The following is a 26,813-nucleotide window of genomic DNA, read 5'->3' on the forward strand; positions in this document are numbered from 1 at the left end:
CTGGGGTCACCGGGCGAAGTCCCACCGCGTCGCGCCGTGGGGTTCGGCCGTGGCGACGCCCACCGCGGTGCGCAGGTCCAGGCGGTAGACGGACCAAGGCGGTGGCCCCGCGCTCGGTGCGCTGTACGGAGCGGTGAAGGTGTCACCGTCGGCGGTGACGGGCCAGCCGTTGGCGTGGTAGACGGCAGCGAGGTGTTCGACCGTGGCGGGGTCCTTTACGCGGGTGGCGAAGCCTTCCAGCGTCAGGTCGATGCCCTGCAAACGGACGCCGACGCTGCAGGCCGCGTGGGATGCCAACAGACGTGACTTCAGGGTGTCCGGGCCGCTGGTGAAGTACAGGGCGTCCGAGTCCCAGAGGGCGTCCACTCCGGCCGAGTGGGGGCGCCCGTCGGGGCGGACGGTGGTGAGGAAGAAGGTCAGGTCGGCGCTTGGCGAAAGGATGAGGGCGTCGTGGGCACGGCTCCAGGGGAGTTCCACGTGGCCGTAGATGTCCAGGTTTCGGGTTCGGATGGGTTCAGTCATGTCAACGCGTCGAACGGCACCAGCGAGAATCGACAGCCCCTAAGCAGTTAGTTTGCCGACGATCTGCCCGCCGTACGCGGCCAGCGTCTCCTCGCGTTCGTCGTGCATCAGGTACAGGGCGAACTGGTTCACGCCCAGCTCCGCGAGCTCCTGCAGGCGCGCGATGTGCGCGGGGGCGGCCCCGAGCAGGCAGAACCGGTCGACGATCTCGTCCGGCACGAAGTCCGTGGACGGGTTGCCGGAGCGGCCGTGGTGGCTGTAGTCGTAGCCGGTGCGGGCGCGGATGTAGTCGGTGAGCTCGTGCGGCACCGGGCCCGCGTCGCCGTACCGCGCCACCAGGTCCGCGACGTGGTTGCCGACCATGCCGCCGAACCAGCGCAGCTGCTCGCGCTGGTGGGTGAGGTCTTCGCCGACGTACGCGGGCGCGGCCACGCAGAGCGTGATGCCACCCGGGTCGCGGCCGGCGGCGCGCGCGGCCTCACGCACCGCGCCGATCGTCCAGCGCGCGATGGCCGGGTCGGCGCACTGCAGGATGAAGCCGTCGGCGTGCTCGCCCACGGTCTTCAGCGCCTTCGGCCCGTACCCGGCCATCCACATCTCCAGCCGCCCGTTGCGCACCCACGGGATGCGCACGGCCGTGTCGTTCATCGTGACCTCGCGCCCCTCGGCGAGGTCGCGCACCACGCGCATGCAGTCGCGCAGCGTGGCCAAAGTGGACGGTGGCTTGCCGACGACCCGGTGCGCCGAGTCGCCGCGGCCGATGCCGCACACCGTGCGGTTGCCGTACATGTCGTTGAGGGTAGCGAAGGTCGACGCCATCACCGACCAGTCGCGCGTGGCCGGCGAGGTGACCATCGGCCCCACCACCAGCGAAGACGTCTCCGCCAGGACCCGCGAGTAGATCACGAAAGGTTCCTGCCACAGCACACACGAGTCGAACGTCCAGCCGTACCGGAACCCCTGGTCCTCGGCCGACTTCATCAGCCGCACGACGTCCGACGCCGGCGGGTCCGTCTGCAGCACGATCCCGAAATCCACGACGCCCCCTTCAGCTCAAGTATTGGTTGAGTCCGCGCGAGAGGAACTTCCCGTGCCCGGCCGAGCCGCTGAAGCCGGAAGGAGACACCACGACCCGGCCCCGCGACAGGACAGTGTGGACCTTCCCGGTCAGGGAAAACCCTTCGTACGCCGAGTAATCCACGTTCATGTGATGTGTCGAAGCCGACAGCGTCTGCGTCGCCGCGGGATCGTAGATCACGATGTCCGCATCCGATCCGGCCGCGATCACACCCTTGCGCGGATACAGCCCGAACATCCGCGCCGGCGTCGCCGAGCACGTCTCGACCCAGCGGCCCAGCGTGATCTCACCCGCGACCACGCCTTGGTGCAGCAGGTCCATCCGGTGCTCGACGCCCGGCATCCCGTTGGGGATCGCGCGGAAGTCGTCGCGGCCGAGCTCCTTCTGGTCCTTGAAGCAGAACGGGCAGTGGTCCGTGGACACCACCGACAGGTCGTTGGTCCGCAGCCCGCGCCACAGGTCCGCCTGGTGTGACTTGTCCCGCAACGGCGGCGAGGCCACGAACTTCGCGCCCTCGAAGCCCGGCCGCGCCAGATCCTCGATCGACAGGTACAGGTACTGTGGGCACGTCTCGGCGAACACGTTCTGCCCGTCGCCGCGCGCCTCCGCCACGGCCGCAAGCGCTTGCGACGCCGACAGGTGCACGATGTAGAGCGGCGCGCCCGTCACGGCCGCGAGCGTGATCGCCCGCGACGTCGCCTCGCCTTCCAGCTGCGGCGGCCGCGTGAGGCCGTGCTGCAGCGGGTCGACATTGCCCGCCGCCACCGCCTGCGCGGCCAGCTGGTCGATCGCGATGCCGTTCTCCGCGTGCATCATGATCGTCGCGCCGATCTCGCGCGCCTGTTGCATCGCGAGCAGGATCTCGCCGTCCGTGCTGTAGAACACGCCCGGATAAGCCATGAACATCTTGAAGCTGCCCACGCCGGCGTCCACACAGGACTGCATTTCCTTGAGCGTGGAGTCGTTGACGTCCGACATGATCATGTGGAACCCGTAGTCGATCGCGCAGTTGCCGTCGACCTTCGCGTGCCACTTGTCCAGCGTGGACTGCAACGACGTCCCCTTGGCTTGCACGGCGAAGTCGATGATCGTGGTCGTCCCGCCCCACGCCGCGGCGGTGGTGCCGGTCTCGAACGTGTCCACCGAGTGCGTGCCGCCGAACGGCATCTCCATGTGCGTGTGCGCGTCGATCCCACCGGGCAGCACGTACTTGCCGGTGGCGTCGATCGTCTCGTCGGCGTCGAGCACGCCGGGCGCGGCGACGGCGGCGATGCGCTCGCCGTCCACCAGCACGTCGGCAGACACCGCACCGGACGGTGAGACGACCTGGCCGCCCTTGATCAGTGTGGTCATCAGGCCTCCGTCAGGGGTCCGTAGCTGTCGGGGCGGCGGTCGCGGTAGAACGCCCACAGGTCGCGCACCTCGGCGAGCCGGCCCATGTCGAGATCGCGCACCACGATCTCCTCCTCGGTGTCCGACGCGGCGTCGCCCACGAGCTGGCCCCGCGGGTCCGCGAAGTAGGACTGGCCGTAGAAGTCGTTGTCGCCCAGGGGTTCCACGCCGACGCGGTTGATCGTGCCCACGTAGTACTCGTTCGCCACCGCGGCGGCCGGTTGCTCCAGGCGCCACAGGTACTCCGACAGGCCGCGGCTGGTCGCCGACGGGTTGAACACGATCTTCGCCCCGGCCAGGCCCAGCGCGCGCCAGCCCTCGGGGAAGTGGCGCTCGTAGCAGATGTAGACGCCGATGCGGCCCACCGCCGTGTCGAAGATCGGGTAGCCGAGGTTGCCGGGCCGGAAGTAGAACTTCTCCCAGAACCCCTTCACCTGCGGGATGTGGTTCTTGCGGTGCTTGCCCAGGTACTTGCCGTCCGCGTCGATCACCGCCGCGGTGTTGTAGTAGACGCCCGGCTGCTCCTGCTCGTACATCGGCACCACGAGCACCACGCCGTGGCGCTCGGCCACTTCTTGCATGAGCTTCGTGGTCGGGCCGTCGGGGATGCCCTCGGTGTAGGAGTAGTAGTCGGCGTCCTGGATCTGGCAGAAGTACGGGCCGTAGAACAGCTCTTGCAGGCAGACGACCTGCGCTCCCTGCGAGGCCGCCTTGCCGACAGCGGCCACGGCGTTCGCGATCATCGAATCCTTGTCACCCGTCCACCGCTGCTGGATCAATCCGGCTCGAACCAGGTCGCTCACTTGTCTCCTCCTCCTTCTTCTTCTTCTTCACCGGCAGGGCGAGCAGCACGTACGCGACGAATGCGCTGGCGAAGCCGATCACCCAGTTGTAGTCGTAGAGCGGTTTGAGGAACGGGATGAGACCGTCCGCGGGGAAGGGGCCGCCGTACGCTCCGCCGACGGCGAGGACCGCCCCCACCAGCGTCGCGACGAGGGCGCGCCAGTTCCAGCCCCCGCGGAACCAGTACACCCCACCGGGTGTGTAGAGGTCACGCAGCCGAAGCCGGGTCCGGTTGACCACCCAGTAGCCGGCCACGAGCACGCCGGCGACGGCGCCGAGCAGGCCGCCGTAGAACCCGAGCCACGCGAAGATGTAGATGCTCGGGTCGGAGTAGAGCCGCCACGGCTGGATCGCGATGCCGAGGATGCCGGTGATCAAGCCGCCGACCGCGAAGGTGACGCGCTTCGGGAAGGCGTTGGAGAAGTCGTAGGAGGGGCTCACGACGTTGGCTGCCAGGTTCGCCGAGATCGTGGCCAGTACCAGCGCCACCAGTGCCACGACCACCACGACCGGGCTCGCGAAGCGGTCGGCCAGCTGCGCCGGGTCCCAGATGTCCTCGCCGTAGAGCACGTGCCCGCCCGACGTCGTGAGAATCGCGACGATCGCGATGAACGTCATCGTGGTCGGCAGGCCGAGGACCTGCCCGCGCGCCTGCTTGCGCTGGCTGCCGCCGAAGCGCGTGAAGTCCGGCATGTTGAGCGAGAGCGTGGACCAGAACGCGATCATCGCCATCAGCGACGGCGCGAACACCTTCCAGAAGTCCGAACCCCAGCCGAGCTTGCCGCCGTCTTCGAGGATGGGGCCCAGGCCGCCGGCCTTGATGAGCACGTAGCCGAGCAGGATGAGGAACCCGACCGACACCAGCGGGGCCGTCCAGTTCTCGAACTTGCGCACCGCCTCCATGCCGCGCCAGATGATCAGCATCTGCACGATCCAGAACACGGCGAAGCTCAGCCACAGTGTCCAGTGCTGGCCCCACACGACCGTCGTGTCGCGCCAGCCGGAGCCGGCGAGGCGCCCGACGATCACGTAGATCGCCTCGCCGCCCACCCACGTCTGGATGCCGAACCAGCCGCACGCGATGAACGCGCGCAGCAGCGCGGCCAGGTTGGCGCCGCGCAGGCCGTAGAACGCGCGGGCGTACACCGGGAACGGGATGCCGTACTTTGTGCCGGCGTGGCTGTTGAGCAGCATCGGCGCGAGCACCACGAGGTTGCCGATGGTGATCGTGATGAGCGCCTGGACCCAGTTCATGCCGAGTGCGATGAGCGACGCGGCCAGGGCGTAGCTGGGGATGTTGTGCGCCATCCCCATCCAGAGCGCGAAGTAGTTGTACGTGGTCCAGGTGCGTTTGGCGACCGGGACCGGGGCCAGTTCCTCGTTGAAGAACCTGCTGCCCGCGAGGGACCGCACATCGGCGAGTTCCACGCGGCCGTCGGCGTGTTCGCGTGTCGTCGGCTCCATTGCGGAATCCTGCGCGCCGGGCGCGGGCGGGTGGCAGAGGCAGACTGTTCACTCTTCGCGTGCGCTCGGCGCAGACTGTCGATTGCACTTCGTCGCCCGGCAGTGCATGACGTGCGTCACAATCTGCCGGTATCTTCCGGGCAAAGTGACCGAAACACGGCGGGAGTTCTCCACAAGATCTCCACAGCTCACCCGGATGGCCTCCACGTTGGTTCCCTAGAGTCAGCGGCATGGACAAAGGGGGACGGCGGGTGCTGGTCGTCGAGGACGACCTCACGATCGCCGCGTCGATCGCCGCCCGGCTGCGGGCCGAGGGATTCACCGTGGACGTGGCCCACGATGGCCCGGCCGCGGTGGCGGGTGAAGCCGAGTTCGGCCCGGACCTCGTGGTGCTCGACGTGATGCTGCCGGGGTTCGACGGGCTCGAGGTGTGCCGCCGGATCCAGGCACGGCGCCCGGTGCCGGTCCTCATGCTCACCGCGCGTGCCGACGAGACCGACCTGCTCGTGGGCCTCGGTGTCGGTGCCGACGACTACCTGACCAAGCCGTTTTCGATGCGCGTGCTCAGCGCCCGGGTGAGCGCCCTGCTCCGGCGGATCGAACGGTCGGCGCAGGTCACGGCCCCGGAGCGGATCGTGCTGGGCGACCTGGAGATCGACATCGACCAGCGCCGGGTGGCCCGGGGCGGCGTGCCGGCGCAGCTCACCCCCATCGAGTTCGACTTGCTGGTGCACTTCGCGCGCCGGCCGCGAGCGGTCCAGCCGCGCGAACGGCTGCTCAGCGAGGTGTGGGACTGGGATGTGCCGACGGGCGGCGCCGGCACGCGCGCCGTCGACAGCCACATCAAAGCTCTGCGGCGCAAGCTCGGCGCGGATCTCATCCGCACGGTCCACGGGGTCGGGTACGCGTTGGAGGTGCCGGCGTGAAGGCCCTGCTGTCGAAGGCCGTCGACTTCCTGCCGCGGCCGCTCGATCCGATCCGGTCGATCAAGCTCAAGCTGGCGATCCTCATGCTGGCGGCGGGGGCGATCGCGTTTCTCTTCTTCTGGTCCCGCATCGGCTGGCTGCCGCCCGCGACCACGATCACGGCCATGCTCATCGCCCTGGTCACCTCGCAAATCCTGGCCCACGGCATGACCCGGCCGCTGCGCGAGATGACCGCGGCGGCCCGCGCGATGGCGAAGGGCGACTACACGCGCCGCATCCGCGCGACGGCCCGCGACGAGGTCGGTTCCCTCGCCCACGCGTTCAACCAGATGGCTGCCGACCTCGCGACCGCTGACCAGCAAAGGCGGGAGCTGATCGCGAACGTCTCGCACGAGCTGCGCACGCCCATCACCGCGTTGAGCGGCGTGCTCGAGAACCTGGTCGACGGCGTTTCGTCGCCCGACGCCGCGACCCTGCGCACGGCCCTGCACCAGAGCGAACGGCTGGGCCGGCTCGTCACCGAGCTGCTGGATCTCTCGCGGATCGACGCCGGGACGTTGTCGCTGGACCTCACTCGCGTGGACCTGGAGGCGCTGCTGGCCGAGGTGGCCGCCGAGGCGGAGGCCATGGCCGCGGCCACGGGGCGCGGGGTGCGCTTCGACGTGTCGGTGTCGCCCCCGGGCGCGTGCGTGCGGGCGGATCGCGAACGGCTGTACCAGGTGGTGGTGAACCTGCTGGAGAACGCCGCTCGCCACGGTCCCGCGGGTGGCTCGGTGGAGGTCCGCGCGGTCGTGAACGCCGGCGAGACCCGTATCGAAGTCCGCGACGAAGGCCCCGGCATTCCCGCCGCCGACCGCGACCGCGTCTTCGAGCGCTTCACTCGCGGTGAGCGCGCCGGCGGTGGCGGGACCGGATTGGGCCTGGCCATCGCGCGCTGGGTCGTGGAGCTGCACGGCGGGACCATCGCCGTGGTCGAACCCCCGGCCGACGTCGTGCTCGGCCCGGCGCCGGGGTGCCGGATCCGCGTGACGTTGCCGGCCTGATCTTCCTGGCGCTTCCCGTGAGGGACGCCGCCGCGCCCGACCATTTGCTAACGCGAACAAGGAGGTTTTTCGTGACCGAGGAAAGGCCGAGAGTCGCCCACGCGGTACCGCCGGAGAACGCGGTGGGTGGGGCAGTCGAGGGGGCTGCCCCACCCGCCGAGGACGCGGGAGCCGCCGGTTCGGGGGGAGCCGGCGGCGTCGCCGTCGCGGAGCCGTTCACGCCGATACTGGTGAGGCCCGCGCCGAAGTCGGCAGTGGTGCCGATGGTGGCCGGGGTGCTGCCGGCCGTCGCGGTGGCCGGAGTCGTGACCGCGACGTTGGTGCCACTGGATCGGCCGGGGCTCGGGTGGCTGCTGGCGGCGCTGGTGGTGACGGCGCTGATCGTGGTCGTGGATCGCCGCGCGCGGGAGGAGAAGACGACCCGGCGGGCGAGCGTCGCGTGGGCGCTGCTGGCGCTCGCGCTGGTGGCGGTCGGCGCGGTGCGGGCGTCGGAGTGGCTGTTCGGGCTGTGCGTCGTGGCCGCGCTGGTGGCCGGGTCGCTGGCGGTGGTGGGGCCGCGGTCGGTGAACTCGGCGGTCTACGACGCGCTCGCCGTGCCGCTGGAGGCGTTCCACGCGATCCCGTGGGTGGCGCGCGGGCTGCGGGGCCGGGGGACGCAGCACGGTCGCGTGCTGGGGGCCGCGCTCGGGGCGGCGGCGGTGCTGGCGGTGTTCCTGCCGTTGCTGACGAGTGCGGACGCGACGTTCGCGCACTTCGTCGGGGCGCTGGTGCCCGATCTGCGCGCGGATTCGGCCGTGCGGTGGGGATTCCTGTTCTGCGCCGGCGCCTTCGGCACGGCGGGGGCGTACTACGTGCTGGCCGCGCCGCCGCGCCGGGCGACCGACGGCAACCGCAAAGCCCAGGGCGAAGGTCTATTGTGGACGGTCCCGCTCGTGACCCTGGTGGCGCTGTTCGCCGCGTACGTCGTGGTGCGGCTCGTGGAGTTGTTCGGTGGCACGGGCTACGTGCTGCGCACCGGTGGCCTCACCTCGGCCGAATACGCTCGCGGCGGCTTCTGGCAGCTGTGCGCGTGCACGGTCCTCACGTTGGGCATCATCGCGCTGGCGTTGCGCTGGGCGCCGCAGGTGACCGCCGCGGAACGGTTGCGGCAGCGGGTGTTGCTCGGTGGCCTGGCGGCGCTGAGCCTCGTGCTCGTGGTGTCCGCGCTCAGTCGCATGTGGACCTACCAGGAGGCCTACGGCTTCACCGTGCTGCGGCTGCTCGTGGAGGTCTGCGAGCTCTGGCTCGGCTGCGTCTTCCTGCTCGTCGGGGCGGCGCTGGTCACCCTGCGCTCGTCGTGGCTGCCGCGCGCGGCCATCGCGACGGCCGCCGGCGCGTTGCTGGCGCTCGCGGTCGCGAACCCCGAGGCACTCATCGCCGGCGCGAATCTCGACCGCGCGCAGCACGGGAAATCGCTCGACCTGGCCTACCTGCGCGGGTTCTCCACCGACATCTTCCCCGTGGTCGCCGAACGCCTGCCGAACGCCGACTGCGTGCTGGGGCCGATGCTGCTGCGGCTGGACGACGACAGCTGGCCCGGCTGGAACCTCAGCCGGGCCAGGGCACTGGACGTCGAGCTACCGCCGCCGGGACACTGCTAGAAGCCGAACACGCCCGCGGTTTGGGCGTCGGCCGCGCACTTGTTCGAGAACGTGGCGTGGAACGTGACCGGCTTGCCGTGCCACGTGCCGAAGGCGGCGGCATCGACCGGCGAGTAGATCATCGTGCAGCGCTGCAGCCGCGGCTTGATGTGGGCGATGTCGCCGTCGACGCCCGCGAGGGTGGCACAGGCCGCGTCGGACTGGGGGTGGCTGCCGCCGGCCGGCTCGCAGGTGAGCGAAACGGAGCTGAGGCGGCCCGTCGTCTCGTGCAGGCTCAGCTGGAGCGTGGACGCGGGCAGCTGCGGCGCCGCGACACCACTGAGGCCGAGCACACACGCGGCGATCGGAGCGAAGGAAGAAAACACCATACTTCGGCTATCGGCACCCGGCAGCTGATCACTGTGCTGCACGTCCGGGTGAGTTTTCCTCCCCCGGAAGGGTGGGGTCGCCGGTCAGGTCGTGGGCCAGGAGTGCGACGTAGAGCGACAACATCGACTCCGGGTCTTCCAGCCGCACGCCGAGGACCTGCTCGATCCGCGCGAGCTGCTGGTAGTACGCCGTGCGCGAGGTGTGGGCCGCGACGGCCGCCGCCGACTTGTTGCCGCCGTGGGCGCAGTAGTGCCGCAGCGCCTGCACCAGCCGGCTGCCGGAAGCGGCGTCGCGCTGCAGCAGCGGCCCCAGCTCGCGCGCGGCGAACGACGTGACGCGCTCGTCGTCGGCCAGCAGGTGCAGCAGCCCGCGCAGCCGCACGTCGCGCAGCCGGTGCAGCGGCCGTTCGGTTTCTTCACTCAGTGCGGCCGCGGCCACCTGCGCGGCTTCGACCAGCGTCCGCCGGGCCTCGGCGGGCCCGGTCACGGTCGTGCCGACGGCGAGCACGGCAGGCGCACTCGCGCGGGCTTCGTGGATGTCGGTGGCCAGCCGCTGCAGCACGGCGTCGGCGTGCGCCTCGGGCGAAAGGGCGAGCAGGGCCCGCACGCCCGTCTCGTCGGTCGCCACGAGCGCCGACACCTTCGCCCGCCGCGCGGCCAGCGCCGTCGCCTCGGCCAGCTCCCGAAGCAGCAGCGGGGTCGACAGCGACTGCCGCGTGGTCGCCGTGATGCGCGGGCGCACCGCTAGGCCGATCAGCCGCCGCCCGGTCAGCGGCACGGCCAGCGCCGACGCCCGCGCGAGCAGTTCCGCCGACGGCGCCGGCGAAGCCAGCAGTTCCGTGATCACGGCCCGGTGCGCCAGGCGTTCCAGCGTGTCGGAGTCGCGGGCCACCAGCCGGTGCACGGCCAGGGCCGACGCCGCGCGTTCGGCCACCACGCGGTGGCGGTGCGGCGGTGGTTCCGCGCAGACGAGCACGAGCCGGCCCCAGTCGTGGCCGCGGGCACCGACGACCGTCACGAGCCAGCCCGCGTTCGCGTGGTAGCCCGTGCGCTCGCCGAGCTGCACCACGCGCGAGCGCGCCGGCCAGCCCGTGAGCAGTTCGGCGGGGTCCGTGCCGGCCGCGTCGTAGGCGAGCACCTCGTGGGCCAGCGTCTCCAGCACCACCGGCTGCTCGGTCAGCCGCGTCACCTCGCCGAGCACCACCCCGGGCTCCGCGCCCGCGACGGTGAGCGCGGTGAACGTCTCGTGCACCCGCTCGGCCGCGCGCAGCTCGGCCACCTGCGCGTCGACGATCAGCCCGTTCACGGCCTCGGTCACGGCGACGTAGCGCGTCTCACGCGAGAGCGTGATCAGCGGCAGGCCGTGCTGCTCGGCCGCCTCGACCAGGGCGTTCGGCAGGCGGTCGCTCCAGTGCCGGACCAGTTCCACGACCACGCCGGCCACGCCCACCTCGGCGAGGTCGGCGACGTAGCGGGCGAGCGACGGGCCGTCGTCCGGCAGCGCGACGCCGGTGGTGAGCACCAGCTCGCCGCCGCGCAGGAGGTGGGCGATGTCGGCGACCTCGGCCACGTGCGCCCAGCGCACCGGCCGGTCGAGCCCCGCGCTGCCCGCCACGAGGTGGGGCCGGCCCTGGCGCAGGGCCGGCAGCGCGAGCACCTCGGACACGGTCGGGTACATCCGGTTCTCGCCCCTCTTTCGCACACCGGCAGGCACAGACTGTACGGCCGGGCGCGGGACTCCGTACACGTTGCCGATGGCGTCCGCGTGGCGCGCGAGCCGAGACTCGGGTGGAGAGCGACCCGACAGAGCCAGGCAACAGCGACCCCCAGTGTTGAATCAAGAACGAGGAGCCGACGTCGTGACCGACCGCATCAGCCACTGGATCGACGGCAAGCCGTACACCGGCGCGGCCGGGCGCACCGGCGACGTGTACGACCCCGCGACCGGCGAGGTCCGGGCGAAGGTCGACTTCGCGGGCCAGGCCGAGGTAGACCAGGCCGTGGCGGCTGCTTCCGCCGCATTTCCGGGATGGCGCGGCACGTCGCTGGCCGGGCGTACGCGGGTGCTGTTCGCGTTCCGCGAGCTGCTGTCCGCGCGCAAGCACGAGCTGGCGAAGATCATCACGAGCGAGCACGGCAAGGTCGAGTCCGACGCGGCCGGCGAGATCGCACGGGCGATCGAGAACGTCGAATACGCGTGCGGCGCCGCGCAGCTGCTCAAGGGCGGCTTCAGCGAGAACGCCTCCACCGGCGTGGACGTGTACTCGATCGCGCAGCCGCTGGGCGTGGTCGGCGTGATCTCGCCGTTCAACTTCCCCGCGATGGTGCCGCTGTGGTTCGTGCCCAACGCGCTGGCGTGTGGCAACACCGTGGTGCTCAAGCCGAGCGAGAAGGACCCATCCGCGTCGTTGTTCATCGCGGAGCTGCTCGCCGAGGCCGGGCTGCCCGCGGGCGCGCTCAACGTGCTGCACGGCGACAAGGCCGCGGTCGACGGACTGCTGGAACACCGCGACGTGAAGGCGATCTCGTTCGTCGGCTCCACGCCCATCGCGCGCTACGTCTACGAGACGGGCACTCGCCACGGCAAGCGCGTGCAGGCGCTCGGCGGGGCGAAGAACCACATGGTCGTGCTGCCCGACGCCGACCTCGACCTGGCGGCCGACGCCGCCGTGTCGGCCGGGTTCGGGTCGGCGGGGGAGCGGTGCATGGCGGTGTCGGTGGTGGTGGCCGTCGACCCGGTCGGCGACGAGCTGGTCGCGAAGATCACCGAGCGGATGACCCGGCTGCGCGTCGGCGACGGCCGCGAACCCGAGTCGGAGATGGGTCCCCTGGTGACCAAGGCGCACCACGAGCGCGTGACGTCCTATGTGGACGCCGGCGTCGCCGAAGGCGCGCAGCTCGTGGTCGACGGCCGCGGCATCGAGATCGCGGGCGACGGTTTCTGGCTCGGCCCCACGCTGTTCGACCGCGTCGGACCCGGGATGTCGGTCTACACCGACGAGATCTTCGGTCCCGTGCTGTCGGTGGCGCGCGCGACGAGCTTCGACGACGCGCTCAGCCTGGTCAACGCCAGTCCGTACGGCAACGGCACCGCGATCTTCACCGGCGACGGCGCGGCCGCGCGGCGCTACCAGAACGAGGTGGAGGTGGGCATGGTCGGCGTGAACGTGCCCATCCCGGTACCGGTCGGGTACTACTCGTTCGGCGGCTGGAAGGACTCGCTCTTCGGGGACACCCATGCGTACGGGCCCGAAGGCTTCCACTTTTTCACGCGCACCAAGGTGGTCACCTCGCGCTGGCCGGACACCTCGCACGCCGGGGTGAACCTGGGCTTCCCGAAGAACTCCTGATCTCCTGGCCCGGGGCAGCTTCGCGGGGTGCTGCACCCGGGCCAGGTTGGCGGGCGCGCCGGAACAGGCATAAAGTGAACTGTACGTTCAGTTCACTTTATGAAGGAGAACGTTCCATGTCAGCACAGCCCGCGAAGTCGTCCGGCACGTTCGCGATCGGCGGGGATCTGCCCGTCGTGCGGCTCGGGTTCGGCGCGATGCAGCTGCCCGGCCCTGGCGTGTGGGGCGAGTCGCGTGACCCGGAGGGGGCCGTGCGCGTGCTGCGCAGGGCCGTCGAACTCGGGGTCAACCTCATCGACACCGCCGACTCGTACGGCCCGTTCGTGGCCGACCTGCTCATCCGCGAGGCCCTGCACCCGTACGCCGACGACCTGGTGATCGCCACCAAGGCCGGGTTCACCCGGCAGGGCCCCAACCAGTGGATCCCCGTCGGCCGGCCGGAGTACCTGCGCCAGCAGGTCGAGCTGAACCTGCGCCACCTCGGCCTCGAGCGCATCGACCTGCTGCAGCTGCACCGCATCGACCCGAAGGTGCCCGTCGCGGACCAGGTCGGGGAGCTCGCCACGCTGCAGTCGGAGGGCAAGATCCGGCACATCGGCCTGTCGGAGGTCTCGGTCGAGGATCTCGTCGAAGCCCAGAAGACGGCCACGATCGTCTCGGTGCAGAACCGCTTCAACCTGGCCGACCGGTACTCCGAGCCGCTGCTGGATCACGTGACGAAGGAGGGCATCGCGTTCATCCCGTGGTTCCCGCTGGCCACGGGTTCGCTGGCGGGTCCGGACAGCCCGCTTTCGCAAGTGTCGAAGGAGCACGGCGCGTCGCCTTCGCAGCTCGCGCTGGCGTGGCTGCTCAAGCGGTCGCCGGTGATGCTGCCGATCCCGGGCACGTCCAGTGTCGCGCACCTCGAGGACAACGTGGCGGCGGCCGAGATCGAGCTGACCGACGACGAGTTCGCGGCGCTGAGCGCGGCGGCTTCCCGATGAGTGTCTGGTTCGTCACCGGCGCGTCGCGGGGTTTCGGCCTCGAGATCGCGCGGGCGGCGCTGGAGCGCGGTGACCAGGTGGTGGCCACCGCGCGCCAGGCGTCGGCCGTGGAGAAGGAGTTCCCGGGCAATCCCCACGTGCTCGCGGTGGCGCTGGACGTCACGGACGAAGCCGCGGCCGCGGCTGCCGTGGGCGCCGCGCTCAACCGGTTCGGGCGCATCGACGTGCTGGTGAACAACGCCGGTCGCGGCCTGCTCGGCGCGGTGGAGGAGGCGTCGGACGAGGCCGTGCGCGCGGTGTTCGACGCCAACGTCTTCGGCCTGCTCGCCGTGACGCGCGCGGTGCTGCCCGTGCTGCGGCGCCAGCGTTCGGGGCACGTGGTGAACGTCAGCTCGGTCGGCGGGTTCACGACCGGCCCGGGCTGGGGCGTGTACGGGGCGACGAAGTTCGCCGTCGAGGCGCTTTCCGAGGCGCTGCACGGGGAACTGGCGCCGCTCGGCGTGCATGTGACGGTGGTCGAGCCGGGCTTCTTCCGGACCGACTTCCTCGACTCGTCGAGCCTGCACCGCGCCGAGGGTGAGATCGCCGACTACGCTGTTTCCGCCGGCGCGACGCGAGCGGCGGCGGACTCGCGGAACCACGCGCAGCCGGGCGACCCGCGCAAGGCCGCCTCGGCCATCGTTTCGGTGGTCGCTTCTTCCTCGCCGCCCCTGCGCATCCAGCTGGGCGCCGACTCCGTCGCCCGCGTCGAGGCGAAACTCGACTTCGTTCGCGACGAACTTTCGCGCTGGCGCGACCTTTCGGTTTCCACGGACCATGACTGACGAGGTGTCCTTGCGGCCCCGCAGCGCGCGCGCCCACGCGTGCGCAGTGTCGGCCGCGCGCGAACTGCTCGCCGAGGGCGGCCTCCCGGCCGCCACGGTCGATGCCATCAGCGCCCGGTCGGGCGTCAGCAAGGCGACGCTGTACAAGCACTGGCCCAGCCGGACGGCTCTGGCCGCGGAGGCCTTCGGTCGGGAGATGGCGGAGGCTCTGCCGTTGCCGTCCACCGGCGATCCGCGCGCCGACCTGGCTGAGCAGGTGCGCCGGGTGAGCGCCTTTTACGCGGGCCCGACGGGGGAGGTCTTCGCGCAACTGCTCGCCGCATGCGTCACCGATCCTTCGGCGGCTCCGTTTTTTCGGGAGTTCTTTTTGGACGGTCGACGCGCGGCGATCGCTGTGCTGTGGAAGCGGTTGGTGGATGGTGGTCTGGCCTCGCCGTCGGTGGATGTCGAAACGGCGACGGATCTGTTGTTCGGGCCGCTGATCTTTCGCCGTCTGACGGGCCACGCACCTCTGACGGTCGCGGAGGCCGATGCGATCTCTTCGGCTGCGTTGGAGGGGTTGCTCAAGCGGGGATGACGTTGATGATCAGCTTGGTCTTCGGGTACAGGCACAGAGTGTTGTTCCGCGCCGGCTTGATCTTCTCCCAGGTCTCGCGTTCGGTGAGATGTGCCTTCCTTCGACCCGGACCTCCCACCGGGCCACCGTGCGGGTGCTGCCGGCGCCGAAACGCAAGCCGGTCGGGTAGGTGTTCGTCGTCGGGGCCTGGCCGAAGTCGTGGGTCCAGCCGGTTACCACCACCAGCGGCTTGTGCAGGACGCGGTAGCGCCCCGGCGCGCAAACCCAGGTACACGACAGCGAGCAGCACGAGGAAGGGGAACGCGGCGAACGACTTGGCCCGCTGGGGTCCTTCGAACACGTCCATGGCCATTGGCAGTACCACGCACAGCAGTGCGGCGATCCCACCGACGGCGAGGCAGAGCCAGAACTTGAAGTCGATGACGATGTGGCGCTGACCCGGGTGGAGTCGCCCGGCGAGGTTGGCCGCGATGATTTCGTCGACCTTCACGACGGGATGACGTTCACGATCACCTTGCCGTTGGGGGTGAGGTAGATCGTGTTCTCGTGTTCGGGGCGGAACTTGGCGTGGACATCGTTGTGGATCTGTCGCTTCAGGCCGTTGAAGACGACGGTGTGCATCGGATTGCCGCCCTGGCTTTTGACGGTGTAGAGCAGAACCGGGTAGTTCGTCGGGAGCGGCCGGCTCAGTGCTGCGTCGTGGGTGAAGCCGGTGAAGGTCGTGACCGTGCCTTTGCGGAGGAAGAGCAGACGGCGTATGCAAAACGCCAGGAGCAGCAGCATGATGACGATGACCGGGACGGCGAACATGAAGCCGTACCCCTCCTGATAGCCGGGGATGCGCACCAACGCGTAGACGCCGAACGCGAGGCCGATGACGGCGAACCAGAAGTTGGACTCCAGCACGTTGCGCCACTGCGACGGATGAAGCCGACCGCTGCGGTTGAAGCGGTCGACTTCGGCTTGGTCGGCTTTCACAACGGGATCACGTTGATGATCTGCTTGCGGTTGGGGATGAGCACGATCGTGTTCTCCTGGTCCGGCTGGGCCCGTGCGTAGAGGTCTTTGGGGAGCAGCGGACGGCGGAGGCCGTCGAAGCGGGCCCAGTAGTACGGGTTGTTGCCTCGGCTGCGTTGGGTGTAGAGCAGGATCGGGTAGCGGTCGGGCGGCGGCAGCGGCCGGTGTTCTTCGGCGTCGTGCGTATAGCCGGTGAAGGTCACCACTTTGCCGCGCCGGACGATGCTCAGCCGGTAGAGGCAGTACCACGCGCACAACGCCATGCCGACTCCGATCGCCACCGCGGCGACGATGGTGTCGGTGGTGCCATAAGGCAGGGTCGCGAGGGCGAGGATGCCGATCGCGAACACGATGAGCACGAGCCAGAAACCGGCGTTGATGATCTGCCGGCTCTGGGCGGGGTGCAGCCGGCCCTCGAGGTTGAGGCGATCGACTTCGGGCTGGTTGACCTTCACTCGCCTCCGCCGCCCTCGGATCCAGCACCTTCGGATTCGGATTCGCCGTGTTCCTTCTCGTACGCCTCGCTCGCTTCGTGTTGACGCGCGAGCTGCTCGTTCTCCTGCCGGCGACCCTCGGTGGCTGCTCCCACTCCGTCCGCGAGGTTGAAGTCCGGGGGCGTACCGCCCGACTTCCGCCACTCCTTCTGGTTGAAGAAACTACGACCGTCCTCGGAAACGGCGTCACCAGCCCCTTCCAGGTGATCACGGAGCGGGACCTTCTTTTCCCACGCTTCGCCCCATCGATCGGCCTTCGCGGCGGCGCTTTCGTTCACGTGGGGCCGACCGGCGGCGCGTGCAGCGTCGGTGAGGTCGTTGCCCTTCTTCTCCATGTTCGCGGCGATGTCCACGCTCTTGTCGGTGATCTTGTCGGCGGCCTTGCCGACCTTCTTGAGCGCGTTGGTGGCCTCTTCGAGGGCGCCGCGGGATTTGCCGGCGCTCTGGATCAGCTTCTCGAGCTTTTCGACGACCTGGGCGATCCGGCCGCTGATCTTCTCCGCGAGGATCCCGCCCTCGATGACCGTGTCGGCGATGAAGGCCGCGACCGTGCCGCCGAAGGTGCACCACGAGGCGGCGAGCGCGGCGATCGCCTTGACGATCAGTTCGCCGACAAACGACGAGATCATGTCGCGGATCAGGCCGCGCTCGGTCCCGACCAGCGCGGCGGCGACGTTCATGCCGATCGCCGCGGCGTGCGCCTGGCCGGAGGCGCCGCGCAGCGTCGCGGCGTAGCCCTTGGCCGTGTTCTGGTACGCCGTGCCGCCGGCGCCCTGGAACTCGGGCGCCACCTTCGCGGCCGCCTGGTCGTACTGGGTGGCACTCTGCTCGAGCTGCTTCGAGACGTTCTCCCACGTCACAGCCTTGGCCGTGACTGCCTCGGGATTGCCGGCCAGCTTGTCGAGACCTTCTTTGAGGAAGCTGATGTGCTCGATCAGCCAGCCGACTCCGGCGCTGGCCAGCGAGCCCAGCGGGTCCATGGCCATGCCGAGCAGATCGAGGCCGACCGTCACGCCGTCGAACGCGAGGTTCGTCCAGTCCTTGCTGCGCCAGTCCGTGATGCCCGATGCGATGTCGTTGAAGACGCCCGCACCGGAGGTCTGGGCGTTGAGGTTGTCGAGCTCGTCGCTCGACGTGCCCATGTTCGTGGTGAAGCCGCTCGGCGACTCGGACTCGGCGACGAGCTGGTTCTCCTGCGTCTCGGTCATTCAGGGAGCTCCTTGCCGAACGAGTTGAGCTTGTTCTTCGAGGCCGTCTCGTGGTTGTCGTACTTGTCGTGGGCCTGCTGGAGCTTGTCGGCGATGTCCTCCGCCGAGTCCGCAACGCTGTTGATGAAGATCGACGCGATGCCGGTCCACAGCTCCATCGCCGCGCCGAACGGGGCGCCGACGATCCCGAACGCGTCGTCTCCCATCGCCTGGCCCTCGACGGTCGCCTCGGCGGCGGTCTTCACGCCCTCACCGATGTCCTGCACCTCACCCTTGTGCGTCTGCAACGCCGTGAGGTTCACCTGCTGCGTGCCTGCCATCAGTAGCCCCTCCCCAGGATCGAGCCGCCGTTGTAGTAGTCGTCGTCATCGGAGGGGTCGGCCGGGGGCCGGGCCGGGCGCGAAGGCCGGGCCGGGGGCGCGGGCGGGGCCGGGGGGCGCAGGCCCGGGGCCGGAGGAGCCGGCGGCCGGGGCGTAGGTGCTCCGCCGTCCTCATCCCGATTGAAGAATTGTCGCGTTTCCGGCTGCGCGGGCGGCGTCTCCTCGGGCACTTCCGGCGTGGGAATCTGCTCGTCGAGGAATTTCATCGCGTCGCTGTTTTCGCCGATGAGCGGGGCCATGATGGCGTGCAACTGCTGGGCTGCCTGCGCCTGGGCGCGGTGCGCCGTGGCGACGACGGCGGCGGCGAGCGCGCTGCGGCTGATCTCGTCGGCGCGGGGGCCGAAACTGAGCTGTTGCAGGGCTCCGCTGGTGTTCACGGTCACGGTCACCGCGCCGTCGTTGCTCGTCGCCGTGGCGGCGACGCGCTTGAGGCGCTCCTGGGCCTCCGCGGCTCGCTGTCCGATTTCGGCGATTTCGGGTGCGCGCCCGTTATTGTCCACGACTGCCCTCGGCTCTTGGGGATCCACCACGTTCTTCTGAGGCAGCAAACCGGTTAACGGTTCCCCTAGCAAGCGAAGATTTGATATGTCCGGTTCGCCGTTATTAATGGCTATTTGCCATTCTTTTACCTTGACGCAGCCGTCACGCGCGGAGCTCCGAGACACCACCGTGTCCGCGGGGTTGAGCGCCGGGCACTCAGGCTTCCGTAAACTCGTTGTGAGTAGCGGGGTCGAAAGCAGGGAGGTGCCGGTGGCGAACACGGACGAGCGTCGCTTCGAGGTGCTGCGCGCGATCGTGGCCGACTACGTCTCGAACCAGGAGCCGGTGGGTTCCAAGACGATCGTCGAGCGGCACAACCTGGGCGTTTCGAGCGCGACCGTGCGCAACGACATGGCCGCGCTCGAGGAAGAGGGGTACATCACCCAGCCGCACACCAGCGCGGGGCGGATCCCCACCGACAAGGGCTACCGGCTGTTCGTGGACAGGCTCTCGGAGATCAAACCGCTCTCGGCGGCCGAGCGGCGGGCGATCACGACGTTCCTCGATTCGGGCACCGACCTCGACGACGTGCTGCGCCGGTCGGTGCGGCTGCTCGCGCAGCTGACCCGGCAGGTCGCGGTGGTGCAGTATCCGATGCTGACCAACGCGGCGGTGCGGCACCTGGAAGTGGTTCCGCTCACACCGGCGCGGCTCATGCTCGTGCTCATCACCGACTCGGGCCGGGTCGACCAGCGCACGGTCGACCTCGGCGACGTGCTCACCGAGGAGAGCGTGCTGCGCCTGCGAACCGTGCTCAACGGCGCACTCGCCGGGCGCCGGCTCGTCGAAGCCGCCGCGCGCGTGGCCGAGCTGCCCGAGGTGGCGCCGAACGAGCTGCGCGACAGCCTCACCCGCATCTGCACGGTGCTGGTCGAGTCGCTGGTCGAGCACCCGGAGGAACGCCTGGTGCTGGGCGGCACGGCCAACCTGACCCGCAACGTCGCGGACTTCCCTGGCTCGCTGCGGCAGGTCCTCGAAGCGCTCGAGGAGCAGGTGGTCGTGCTCAAGCTGCTGGCCGCGGCCCGCAACCCCGGTGCGGTGACGGTCCTCATCGGCGAGGAAAATGAAGACGAGCAGATGCGCAGCACCTCGGTCGTGTCGATCGGCTACGGCCGGGACGACATGCTGCTGGGAGGCATGGGCATCGTCGGACCCACCCGGATGGATTACCCGGGCACCATCGCGGCCGTCCGCGCGGTGGCCAACTACGTGGGGCAGATCCTGTCCGGCCGCTGACGGCCCGGACAGAGCAGAAGGAGAAGGCAGAAAACGTGGCGAGGGACTACTACGGGATCCTCGGGGTGGCCAAGAACGCGACGGATCAGGAGATCAAGCGCGCGTACCGCAAGCTGGCCCGTGAGCTGCACCCCGACGTGAACCCGTCGGAGGACGCGCAGCACAAGTTCGGCGAGGTGACCACCGCCTACGAGGTGCTCTCCGACCCGCAGAAGCGCAAGATCGTCGACCTCGGCGGCGACCCGATGGACTCGGGCGCGCGCGGCGGCGGTGGCGGCGACCCGTTCGCCGGCTTCGGTGGGCTGGGCGACATCATGGACGCGTTCTTCGGCGCCGCCGGCGGCGGTGGCGGCGGTCGGGGCCGGGGACCGCGCAGCCGCGTGCAGCCGGGCTCCGATGCGCTGATCCGCCTCGCGCTCACGCTCGAGGAGTGCGCCACCGGCGCCGACCGCGAGATCACGGTCGACACGGCCGTGGTCTGCGACCTGTGCCGCGGCGCGGGCACCGCGGAGGGCACCACCACCAAAACGTGCGACACCTGCGGCGGCGCCGGCGAGGTGCAGTCGGTGCAGCGCTCGTTCCTCGGTCAGGTCGTCACGGCCCGCCCGTGCCCGGTCTGCCGCGGCTTCGGCGAGGTCATCCCCGACCCGTGCCGCCAGTGCGGCGGTGACGGGCGTATCCGCGCGCGCCGCAACGTCACGGCGAAGATCCCGCCGGGTGTCGGCGACGGCATGCGCATCCGGCTCTCCGGCCAGGGCGAGGTCGGGCCCGGCGGCGGCCCCGCGGGCGACCTGTACGTGGAGATCGACGAACTGCCCCACGAGGTGTTCGTCCGCGAGGGCAACGAGCTGCACTGCAACTTCCGCATCCCGATGACCACCGCGGCGCTCGGCGCGACCGTGCCGATCAGCACGCTCGTGGACGGCGACTACGAGCTCGACGTCGAGCCCGGCACCCAGCCCAACACCGAGCTCGTGCTCACCGGCAAGGGCATGCCGCGGCTGCGCTCGTCCGGGCGCGTCGACGGCCGCGGCGACCTCCACGTGCACATCGACGTGGTGGTGCCGACCAAGCTGGACGAGGCGCAGCGCGACCTGCTCGTGGAGCTGGCCCAGCAGCGCGGCGAAGAGGTGCCCACGCTGGCGGCCAACGGCAGCAAGCACGGCGGCCTGTTCTCCAAGCTGCGCACGAAGCACCGCTGACCCGTGCCCGACACCACGCTGCCGGTCTTCCTCGCCACCGCCGTGCCCGACCGCGGGTCGGCCGTGCTCGACGGCGAGGAAGCCCGGCACGCCGCCACCGTGCGCCGGCTGCGCGTGGGGGAGCAGCTCGTGCTCTCCGACGGCGCCGGGGCGATGGCCCGCTGCACCGTCGACGCGGTGCAGGCCGGGCGAGACGCCGCCCTCACCCTGACGGTCGTCGAACGCTGGACCGAGGAGCCGCCGGCGCTGCGCGTCCACGTCGCGCAGGCGCTGGCGAAGGGCGACCGCGGTGAGCTGGCCGTGGAGCTCGCCACCGAGGCCGGCGCCGACGCGATCGTGCCGTGGCGCGCGGCCCGCAGCGTCGCGAAGTGGGAAGACGGGGCACGCGGCGACAAGGCACTGGCCCGCTGGCGCGCGACCGCCCGCGCCGCCGCCAAGCAGGCCCGCCGCGCGCACGTGCCCGACGTCATCGAGCCCGTCGGCACTCGCGAGCTCGCTCAGCTGGCCGCCACGATGTCCCGCACGCTTGTGCTCGAGTCGGGCGTGAGCAGCCGCCTCACGGAGATCGACCTCCCGGACACCGGCGACATCCTGCTGGTCGTCGGCCCGGAAGGCGGCATCACCGACGACGAGCTCAGCACGCTCGAAGCCGCCGGCGCCACCACCGTCCGCCTCGGCCCGACTGTGCTGCGCACCTCCACCGCGGCCGCCGTCGCCCTCGGCGCCCTCGGTGCGCTGACCGGCCGCTGGAAGTGACCCGCAGGACACACCGCGCGTCCGGGAACGCGAATGCGGCCACATTTTGCGGCGAGTCATGGCGCGATCACACTCCGGACAGCTACGCTCGTCACCAACGCGCGACACGACGTTTGGGCGCGCCACTGGGTGGGTAACCCAGCTGCGCGCATCGGAAGACCCCGCCGGGCACCTCCCCCCTCGGTCCGGCGGCGCCGCGGCGCGGTGGGCCGACCCCCAGGGCCCACCGCGCCGCGGCATCTTCCTTTGTAGGGTGGGCGCATGAGTGATGCGGAGACCTTGTTCGAGCGGATCATCGCGGGGGAGATCCCGGCGGACGTGGTGTACGAAGACGACCGGACGTTCGCGTTTCGCGATATCAATCCGCAGGCCAAGGTGCACGTGCTCGTGGTGCCGAAGAAGCGCTACCGCAACGTGGGCGAGCTGGCCGCTTCGGATCCGGAGCTGCTGAGCGCGCTGGTCCTCGGCGCCCGCAAGGTCGCGGAGCTGGAGGGCATCGTGGAGTCCGGGTACCGCGTGGTGTTCAACACCGACGGCGACGCGGGGCAGACGGTGTTCCACGTGCACGCGCACGTGCTGGGCGGCGAGCAGCTCGGATTGTTCGGGCGCCACGCCTAAACCGACCTGCGGTGGGCAGTCGCGAGCAAGTAGCATCGGCAACGTCAGAAGTCCGTCAAGCGAAGCAGCAGAAAGCAGGCCAGAGGCCACGTGGCCGGAACCGCACAGGGTGGAGCCGCCCGACCCGACACCACCGCCGGCAAGGCGGCGCAGTCGAAGAATGAGGACGCCACCCCCGTGGCCCAGTCCCGCTTCCCCATCCCCGAAGCCGCCGTCCTGAGCCTGCTCGGCTCGCGTGACGAGAATCTGCGCGTCGCCGAGGAGCTCCTCGCCGCCGACGTGCACGTCCGCGGCAACGAAGTGACCCTCACCGGTGCTCCCGCCGACGTGGCGTTCGCCGAACGCGTCTTCACCGACCTCGTGCAGCTCGCCACCGGCGGCCAGCAGGTCGGCCCCGACACGGTGCGCCGCACCGTCGGCATGCTGTCCTCCGGCGACGCGTCCCCGGCCGAGGTACTGAGCCTCAACATCGTCTCCCGCCGCGGCAAGACGATCCGGCCCAAGACGCTCAACCAGAAGCGCTATGTCGACGCCATCGACAAGCACACCATCGTCTTCGGCATCGGCCCCGCCGGTACCGGCAAGACCTACCTCGCCATGGCGAAGGCCGTGCAGGCGCTGCAGGCCAAGCAGGTCACCCGGATCGTGCTGACCCGTCCCGCCGTCGAGGCGGGCGAGCGGCTCGGCTACCTGCCCGGCACGCTCAACGAGAAGATCGACCCGTACCTGCGCCCGCTCTACGACGCGCTGCACGACATGGTCGAGCCCGAGTCGATCCCGCGCCTGATGCAGGCCGGCACGATCGAGATCGCCCCGCTCGCGTACATGCGCGGCCGTACCCTGAACGACGCCTTCATCATCCTCGACGAGGCCCAGAACACCACGCCCGAGCAGATGAAGATGTTCCTCACGCGCCTCGGCTTCGGCTCGAAGATCGTGGTCACCGGTGACATCACGCAGGTCGACCTGCCCAACGGCCAGAAGAGCGGCCTGCGCGTGGTCCGCGACATCCTCGACGGCGTCAACGACCTGCACTTCGCCGAGCTGACCAGCCAGGACGTGGTGCGCCACCGGCTCGTCGGCGACATCGTCGACGCGTACGAGAAGTGGCAGGCGGTGCAGGACGCCCAGGATCAGCAGCAGGGCGGCTGGAAGGGCAACCGCCGATGAGCATCGAGATCGCCAATGAGTCGGGCGTCGACGTCGACGAGGCGTCGGTCGTCTCGGCCGCGCGCTACGCACTCGACAAGATGGAGGTCAGCCCGCTCGCCGAGCTGTCCATCCTGCTCGTGACGCTCGAGGTCATGGAAGACCTGCACGAACGCTGGATGGACCTGCCCGGGCCCACCGACGTGATGGCCTTCCCGATGGACGAGCTCGACTCGTCGCGCCGCCCGGACGCGCCCGACGCGTCGCCGGCGCTGCTGGGTGACATCGTGCTGTGCCCGGCGTTCGCGAAGGACCAGGCGAAAACCGCGGGCCACGCGCTGATCGACGAGCTGCACCTGCTCACCGTCCACGGCGTGCTGCACCTGCTCGGCTACGACCACGCCGAACCGGCCGAGGAACGCGAGATGTTCGGCCTGCAGAAGCGCATCCTGACGGAGTTCCAGTCGGCCCTGGCCGAGCTGAACCGGAAGAACGCGCAGCGCAACGCCGACGACCGCGTGCTCGGCATCGCGGGCCTCGACGCGTCGGCCGCGCCCGCGGCGCCGAAACCGGCCGAGGAAACCCCCTAGGCAGCGATCATGGGCAGTCCCACGGCACAGCTCGTCGTCGCGGTGGCGCTCGTGCTGCTGGCCGGGGTGTTCGCGGCCGCCGACGCGGCCGTCAGCACCGTTTCGCAGGCCCGCACCGAAGGGCTCGTGCGCATCGGCCGGGCCGGTGCGCGCCAGCTCGCCGCCGTCGTCGCCGAACGCCGCCGCCACATCAACCTGCTCCTGCTGCTGCGCCTCGGCTGCGAGCTCACGGCCACGGTGCTCGTCACCGTGTCGTTCCTCGCTTGGTTCGGCAAGCTGTGGCTCGCCGTGCTCGTCTCCGCCGTGGTGATGGTGGTGGTGAGCTACGTGCTCATCGGCGTCGGCCCGCGCACCATCGGCCGGCAGCACCCGTACCGCGTCGGCACGATCGTCGCCGGGCCCGTGCGGGTCCTCGGCTCGATCCTCGGCCCGCTCTCGCGGCTGCTGATCGTGATCGGTAATGCGATCACCCCGGGCCAGGGTTTCCGCGAAGGCCCGTTCACCTCCGAAGTCGAGTTGCGCGAGCTGGTCGACCTCGCACAGGAACGCGGCGTGGTCGAGGACTCCGAGCGCGAGATGATCCACTCGGTGTTCGAGCTGGGCGACACGGTGGCGCGGGAGGTGATGGTGCCGCGCACCGAGATCGTGTGGATCGAGCGCACGAAGACCGTGCGTCAGGCGCTCGCGCTCGCCCTGCGCACCGGGTTCACTCGCGTGCCGGTGATCGACGAGTCTGTGGACGACATCGTCGGCGTGGTCAACATCAAGGACCTGATGCCGGCGTACATGGACCCGGACGGCCCGAGCACAGTCGTGGACCAGGTGATGAACCCGGCGAGCTTCGTGCCCGACTCCAAGCGGCTCGACGAGCTGCTCAAGGAGATGCAGCGCACGCACAACCACGTGGCGATCGCGGTCGACGAGTACGGCGGCACCGCGGGCCTGCTGACCATCGAGGACATCCTCGAGGAGATCGTCGGCGAGATCACCGACGAGTCCGACACCGACGAGCGGCCCGACGTCGAGGAGCTCGAGGGCGGCGCGGTGCGGGTGTCGTCGCGGCTGAGCATCGACGACCTCGGTGAGCTCTTCGGCATCGACCTCGAAGACCACGACGTGGAGACCGTGGGCGGGCTGCTCGCGGAGCGACTGGGTAGGGTCCCCCTTCCGGGGGCCGAAGCCGAGGTCGCCGGCCTTCGGCTGTTCGCCGAAGGGGGCAAGGACCGCCGCGGCCGCATGCGGATCACGTCGGTCGTCGTCCACCCGGCCGACGCGGACGCCGTGACCGAGTCCGGCACGCGCCGGCGCACCCGGGTGCCCCAGCCCGAAGAACGCGACAGGAGAGTCGAACATGCCTGACCTCGACGCCGAGGACCAGAAGCTCGTCACGCTGGCCCGGTCGTCGCGCGCCCGCGTCGGCGCCGAGGAGGGCGCGGCCGTGCGCGACACCGACGGCCGGACGTACACCGCGGTGACCGTCGACCAGCCCTCGTTCAAGCTCACGGCCGTGCAGGCCGCCGTGGCCGCCGCGCTGTCGAGCGGCGCCGAAGGGCTCGAGGCGGCGGCCGTGGTGACGGGCGACGCGCTGGTGCAGGAGGCCTCGGTGCACGCCGTGCGCGACGTCGCGAAGACCGCGCCGATCATCCTGGCCGACCCGAAGGGCGACGTCGTCGAGGTGCTGCGCTGATGGCCGACGCGCACCGCTCCGGCTTCGCGTGCTTCGTCGGGAGGCCCAACGCGGGCAAGTCGACGCTCACGAACGCGCTCGTGGGCTCGAAGGTCGCCATCACCTCCAGCAAGCCGCAGACGACCCGGCACGCGATCCGCGGCATCGTGCACCGCGAGGACGCGCAGCTGGTGATCATCGACACGCCCGGCCTGCACCGCCCGCGCACCTTGCTCGGGCAGCGGCTCAACGACGTGGTGCACGAGACGTGGTCCGAAGTGGACGTCGTCGGGTTCTGTGTGCCCGCCAACGAAAAGATCGGCCCGGGCGACAAGTTCATCGCCGCCGAGCTGACGAAGATCGCGCGCCGCACACCCGTGATCGGCGTGGTGACCAAGACCGACCTCGTGAAGCCCGAGCAGGTGGCCGAGCAGCTGCTGGCGCTGCAGGGCGTGATGGAGTTCGCCGACCTCGTGCCGGTGTCCGCTGTGGACGGTTTCCAGGTGGCGACGGTGGCCGACCTGCTCGTGGCGCGGCTGCCGGAGGGCCCCCAGCTCTACCCGGGCGGCGAGCTCACCGACGAGCCCGAGATGACGCTCGTGGCCGAGCTGATCCGGGAGGCCGCGCTCGAAGGCGTGCGCGACGAGCTGCCGCACTCCATCGCCGTGACGGTGGAGGAGATGCTGCCGCGCGAGGGTCGCGACGACCTCGTGGACGTGCACGCGTTCCTGTACGTGGAGCGGCCCAGCCAGAAGGGCATCATCCTTGGGCACAAGGGTGAACGCCTGCGTGAGGTCGGGGCGGCGGCCCGCAAGCAGATCGAGGGCCTGCTGGGTTCGAAGGTGTACCTCGACCTGCACATCAAGGTGGCCAAGGACTGGCAGCGTGACCCGAAGCAGCTGCGCCGCCTCGGCTTTTGACCGGCGGCCGCGGGCGGTAGCGTCAGC

The 26,813-nt window shown here is 70.3% G+C and carries 29 protein-coding genes; 16 read left to right on the forward strand and 13 right to left on the reverse strand.

Translation table 11 applies throughout. The features are described from left to right. Positions 1 to 6: 6 nt before the first annotated feature. Genes AB0F91_RS23760 through AB0F91_RS23780 form a run of 5 tightly spaced genes read right to left on the reverse strand, consistent with a single transcriptional unit; the run spans position 7 to position 5,299 of the window. Positions 7 to 522: a pyridoxamine 5'-phosphate oxidase family protein gene (locus tag AB0F91_RS23760; protein ID WP_360600534.1), complete on the reverse strand. Its 516-nt coding sequence runs from the start codon at positions 520 to 522 to the stop codon at positions 7 to 9. Between the two features lie 39 nt (positions 523 to 561). After that, the gene (locus AB0F91_RS23765) at positions 562 to 1,560 is read right to left on the reverse strand and encodes a TIGR03842 family LLM class F420-dependent oxidoreductase (protein WP_360600536.1); all 999 of its coding nucleotides are present in this window, start codon (positions 1,558 to 1,560) and stop codon (positions 562 to 564) included. A 10-nt stretch (positions 1,561 to 1,570) separates the two neighbouring features. Continuing rightward, positions 1,571 to 2,953 carry a dihydropyrimidinase gene (gene hydA, locus AB0F91_RS23770; RefSeq protein WP_360600538.1) on the reverse strand — a complete coding sequence of 461 codons (1,383 nt, stop codon included), beginning with the start codon at positions 2,951 to 2,953 and terminating at the stop codon, positions 1,571 to 1,573. After that, positions 2,953 to 3,795, reverse strand: coding sequence for a nitrilase-related carbon-nitrogen hydrolase (locus tag AB0F91_RS23775; protein WP_360600540.1), 843 nt, complete (start codon positions 3,793 to 3,795; stop codon positions 2,953 to 2,955). The genes hydA and AB0F91_RS23775 overlap by 1 nt, the downstream gene beginning before the upstream one ends. Beyond that, complete coding sequence (locus AB0F91_RS23780; RefSeq protein WP_360600542.1) at positions 3,746 to 5,299, reverse strand: NCS1 family nucleobase:cation symporter-1; 1,554 nt, start codon at positions 5,297 to 5,299, stop codon at positions 3,746 to 3,748. The genes AB0F91_RS23775 and AB0F91_RS23780 overlap by 50 nt, the downstream gene beginning before the upstream one ends. A 230-nt stretch (positions 5,300 to 5,529) precedes the next feature. On the opposite strand from AB0F91_RS23780, the gene AB0F91_RS23785 reads away from it, so the two are divergent. The 3 genes from AB0F91_RS23785 (at position 5,530) to AB0F91_RS23795 (ending at position 8,908) form a co-directional block, all read left to right on the forward strand. Continuing rightward, complete coding sequence (locus AB0F91_RS23785; protein ID WP_360600544.1) at positions 5,530 to 6,225, forward strand: response regulator transcription factor; 696 nt, start codon at positions 5,530 to 5,532, stop codon at positions 6,223 to 6,225. Beyond that, entirely contained in the window at positions 6,222 to 7,268 is a 1,047-nt protein-coding gene (locus AB0F91_RS23790; protein WP_360600546.1) for a HAMP domain-containing sensor histidine kinase, read from the forward strand. Before AB0F91_RS23785 ends, AB0F91_RS23790 begins: the two co-directional genes overlap by 4 nt. Before the next feature lie 71 nt (positions 7,269 to 7,339). Next, positions 7,340 to 8,908: a DUF4173 domain-containing protein gene (locus tag AB0F91_RS23795; protein WP_360600548.1), complete on the forward strand. Its 1,569-nt coding sequence runs from the start codon at positions 7,340 to 7,342 to the stop codon at positions 8,906 to 8,908. Here the strand turns inward: AB0F91_RS23795 and AB0F91_RS23800 are convergent. Next, positions 8,905 to 9,276 carry an SSI family serine proteinase inhibitor gene (locus AB0F91_RS23800; RefSeq protein ID WP_360600550.1) on the reverse strand — a complete coding sequence of 124 codons (372 nt, stop codon included), beginning with the start codon at positions 9,274 to 9,276 and terminating at the stop codon, positions 8,905 to 8,907. The genes AB0F91_RS23795 and AB0F91_RS23800 overlap by 4 nt on opposite strands. A gap of 28 nt (positions 9,277 to 9,304) precedes the next feature. After that, complete coding sequence (locus tag AB0F91_RS23805; protein ID WP_360600552.1) at positions 9,305 to 10,954, reverse strand: PucR family transcriptional regulator ligand-binding domain-containing protein; 1,650 nt, start codon at positions 10,952 to 10,954, stop codon at positions 9,305 to 9,307. Between the two features lie 181 nt (positions 10,955 to 11,135). On the opposite strand from AB0F91_RS23805, the gene AB0F91_RS23810 reads away from it, so the two are divergent. From AB0F91_RS23810 to AB0F91_RS23825, 4 genes are all read left to right on the forward strand, one after another. After that, positions 11,136 to 12,626 (forward strand): CoA-acylating methylmalonate-semialdehyde dehydrogenase, encoded by a 1,491-nt coding sequence (locus AB0F91_RS23810; protein ID WP_360600554.1) that lies wholly within the window; start codon positions 11,136 to 11,138, stop codon positions 12,624 to 12,626. 116 nt (positions 12,627 to 12,742) lie between these two features. Beyond that, a complete protein-coding gene (locus AB0F91_RS23815) occupies positions 12,743 to 13,609 on the forward strand; it encodes an aldo/keto reductase (RefSeq protein ID WP_360600555.1) in 867 nt (288 codons plus the stop codon). Beyond that, positions 13,606 to 14,433: an oxidoreductase gene (locus AB0F91_RS23820; RefSeq protein WP_360600557.1), complete on the forward strand. Its 828-nt coding sequence runs from the start codon at positions 13,606 to 13,608 to the stop codon at positions 14,431 to 14,433. Before AB0F91_RS23815 ends, AB0F91_RS23820 begins: the two co-directional genes overlap by 4 nt. Continuing rightward, entirely contained in the window at positions 14,426 to 15,010 is a 585-nt protein-coding gene (locus AB0F91_RS23825; RefSeq protein WP_360600559.1) for a TetR/AcrR family transcriptional regulator, read from the forward strand. Before AB0F91_RS23820 ends, AB0F91_RS23825 begins: the two co-directional genes overlap by 8 nt. Here the strand turns inward: AB0F91_RS23825 and AB0F91_RS23830 are convergent. The 6 genes from AB0F91_RS23830 to AB0F91_RS23855 are packed head-to-tail and all read right to left on the reverse strand — an operon-like array spanning position 14,997 to position 18,657. Then, the gene (locus AB0F91_RS23830; RefSeq protein ID WP_360600561.1) at positions 14,997 to 15,500 is read right to left on the reverse strand and encodes a hypothetical protein; all 504 of its coding nucleotides are present in this window, start codon (positions 15,498 to 15,500) and stop codon (positions 14,997 to 14,999) included. The two genes, AB0F91_RS23825 and AB0F91_RS23830, sit on opposite strands and share 14 nt — an antisense overlap. Beyond that, complete coding sequence (locus AB0F91_RS23835) at positions 15,497 to 15,988, reverse strand: hypothetical protein (RefSeq protein WP_360600563.1); 492 nt, start codon at positions 15,986 to 15,988, stop codon at positions 15,497 to 15,499. Before AB0F91_RS23835 ends, AB0F91_RS23830 begins: the two co-directional genes overlap by 4 nt. Continuing rightward, complete coding sequence (locus AB0F91_RS23840; protein WP_360600565.1) at positions 15,985 to 16,482, reverse strand: hypothetical protein; 498 nt, start codon at positions 16,480 to 16,482, stop codon at positions 15,985 to 15,987. The genes AB0F91_RS23835 and AB0F91_RS23840 overlap by 4 nt, the downstream gene beginning before the upstream one ends. Beyond that, positions 16,479 to 17,729 (reverse strand): hypothetical protein, encoded by a 1,251-nt coding sequence (locus AB0F91_RS23845; protein WP_360600567.1) that lies wholly within the window; start codon positions 17,727 to 17,729, stop codon positions 16,479 to 16,481. Before AB0F91_RS23845 ends, AB0F91_RS23840 begins: the two co-directional genes overlap by 4 nt. Beyond that, a complete protein-coding gene (locus AB0F91_RS23850) occupies positions 17,726 to 18,049 on the reverse strand; it encodes a type VII secretion target (RefSeq protein WP_360600569.1) in 324 nt (107 codons plus the stop codon). The genes AB0F91_RS23845 and AB0F91_RS23850 overlap by 4 nt, the downstream gene beginning before the upstream one ends. Further along, complete coding sequence (locus AB0F91_RS23855) at positions 18,049 to 18,657, reverse strand: YbaB/EbfC family nucleoid-associated protein (protein ID WP_360600571.1); 609 nt, start codon at positions 18,655 to 18,657, stop codon at positions 18,049 to 18,051. Before AB0F91_RS23855 ends, AB0F91_RS23850 begins: the two co-directional genes overlap by 1 nt. Positions 18,658 to 18,859: 202 nt before the next feature. Between AB0F91_RS23855 and hrcA the strand changes: the two genes are divergently transcribed. The 9 genes from hrcA to era all read left to right on the forward strand — a co-directional run bounded on the left by hrcA (position 18,860) and on the right by era (position 26,786). Continuing rightward, on the forward strand, positions 18,860 to 19,885 hold the full coding sequence (hrcA, locus tag AB0F91_RS23860) for a heat-inducible transcriptional repressor HrcA (protein ID WP_360600573.1): 1,026 nt from the start codon (positions 18,860 to 18,862) through the stop codon (positions 19,883 to 19,885). A gap of 35 nt (positions 19,886 to 19,920) precedes the next feature. After that, positions 19,921 to 21,087, forward strand: a complete 1,167-nt coding sequence (dnaJ, locus tag AB0F91_RS23865) for a molecular chaperone DnaJ (RefSeq protein ID WP_360600575.1) — start codon at positions 19,921 to 19,923, stop codon at positions 21,085 to 21,087. Between the two features lie 3 nt (positions 21,088 to 21,090). Beyond that, entirely contained in the window at positions 21,091 to 21,843 is a 753-nt protein-coding gene (locus tag AB0F91_RS23870; protein WP_360600577.1) for a 16S rRNA (uracil(1498)-N(3))-methyltransferase, read from the forward strand. A 261-nt stretch (positions 21,844 to 22,104) separates the two neighbouring features. Next, positions 22,105 to 22,461 (forward strand): histidine triad nucleotide-binding protein, encoded by a 357-nt coding sequence (locus AB0F91_RS23875; protein ID WP_360600579.1) that lies wholly within the window; start codon positions 22,105 to 22,107, stop codon positions 22,459 to 22,461. A 90-nt stretch (positions 22,462 to 22,551) separates the two neighbouring features. Further along, positions 22,552 to 23,631: a PhoH family protein gene (locus AB0F91_RS23880; RefSeq protein ID WP_360600581.1), complete on the forward strand. Its 1,080-nt coding sequence runs from the start codon at positions 22,552 to 22,554 to the stop codon at positions 23,629 to 23,631. Beyond that, positions 23,628 to 24,200 (forward strand): rRNA maturation RNase YbeY, encoded by a 573-nt coding sequence (gene ybeY, locus AB0F91_RS23885; protein WP_360600583.1) that lies wholly within the window; start codon positions 23,628 to 23,630, stop codon positions 24,198 to 24,200. Before AB0F91_RS23880 ends, ybeY begins: the two co-directional genes overlap by 4 nt. A gap of 9 nt (positions 24,201 to 24,209) precedes the next feature. Continuing rightward, positions 24,210 to 25,559: a CNNM domain-containing protein gene (locus tag AB0F91_RS23890; protein ID WP_360600585.1), complete on the forward strand. Its 1,350-nt coding sequence runs from the start codon at positions 24,210 to 24,212 to the stop codon at positions 25,557 to 25,559. Further along, on the forward strand, positions 25,552 to 25,887 hold the full coding sequence (locus AB0F91_RS23895) for a cytidine deaminase (protein ID WP_360600587.1): 336 nt from the start codon (positions 25,552 to 25,554) through the stop codon (positions 25,885 to 25,887). Before AB0F91_RS23890 ends, AB0F91_RS23895 begins: the two co-directional genes overlap by 8 nt. Beyond that, positions 25,887 to 26,786 (forward strand): GTPase Era, encoded by a 900-nt coding sequence (era, locus tag AB0F91_RS23900; RefSeq protein WP_360600589.1) that lies wholly within the window; start codon positions 25,887 to 25,889, stop codon positions 26,784 to 26,786. The genes AB0F91_RS23895 and era overlap by 1 nt, the downstream gene beginning before the upstream one ends. Positions 26,787 to 26,813: the final 27 nt, after the last annotated feature.

This window comes from Amycolatopsis sp. NPDC023774 (assembly GCF_040639695.1).
Taxonomy (GTDB): Bacteria; Actinomycetota; Actinomycetes; order Mycobacteriales; family Pseudonocardiaceae; genus Amycolatopsis.

Coding starts and splice junctions, on each gene's coding strand:
- AB0F91_RS23760 (WP_360600534.1), bottom strand. CDS start 522: ATGACTGAACCCATCCGAACCCGAAACCTGGACATCTACGGCCACGTG.
- hydA (WP_360600538.1), bottom strand. CDS start 2,953: ATGACCACACTGATCAAGGGCGGCCAGGTCGTCTCACCGTCCGGTGCG.
- AB0F91_RS23780 (WP_360600542.1), bottom strand. CDS start 5,299: ATGGAGCCGACGACACGCGAACACGCCGACGGCCGCGTGGAACTCGCC.
- AB0F91_RS23785 (WP_360600544.1), top strand. CDS start 5,530: ATGGACAAAGGGGGACGGCGGGTGCTGGTCGTCGAGGACGACCTCACG.
- AB0F91_RS23800 (WP_360600550.1), bottom strand. CDS start 9,276: ATGGTGTTTTCTTCCTTCGCTCCGATCGCCGCGTGTGTGCTCGGCCTC.
- AB0F91_RS23805 (WP_360600552.1), bottom strand. CDS start 10,954: ATGTACCCGACCGTGTCCGAGGTGCTCGCGCTGCCGGCCCTGCGCCAG.
- AB0F91_RS23815 (WP_360600555.1), top strand. CDS start 12,743: ATGTCAGCACAGCCCGCGAAGTCGTCCGGCACGTTCGCGATCGGCGGG.
- AB0F91_RS23820 (WP_360600557.1), top strand. CDS start 13,606: ATGAGTGTCTGGTTCGTCACCGGCGCGTCGCGGGGTTTCGGCCTCGAG.
- AB0F91_RS23825 (WP_360600559.1), top strand. CDS start 14,426: ATGACTGACGAGGTGTCCTTGCGGCCCCGCAGCGCGCGCGCCCACGCG.
- AB0F91_RS23845 (WP_360600567.1), bottom strand. CDS start 17,729: ATGACCGAGACGCAGGAGAACCAGCTCGTCGCCGAGTCCGAGTCGCCG.
- AB0F91_RS23850 (WP_360600569.1), bottom strand. CDS start 18,049: ATGGCAGGCACGCAGCAGGTGAACCTCACGGCGTTGCAGACGCACAAG.
- AB0F91_RS23875 (WP_360600579.1), top strand. CDS start 22,105: ATGAGTGATGCGGAGACCTTGTTCGAGCGGATCATCGCGGGGGAGATC.
- ybeY (WP_360600583.1), top strand. CDS start 23,628: ATGAGCATCGAGATCGCCAATGAGTCGGGCGTCGACGTCGACGAGGCG.
- AB0F91_RS23890 (WP_360600585.1), top strand. CDS start 24,210: ATGGGCAGTCCCACGGCACAGCTCGTCGTCGCGGTGGCGCTCGTGCTG.
- AB0F91_RS23895 (WP_360600587.1), top strand. CDS start 25,552: ATGCCTGACCTCGACGCCGAGGACCAGAAGCTCGTCACGCTGGCCCGG.
- era (WP_360600589.1), top strand. CDS start 25,887: ATGGCCGACGCGCACCGCTCCGGCTTCGCGTGCTTCGTCGGGAGGCCC.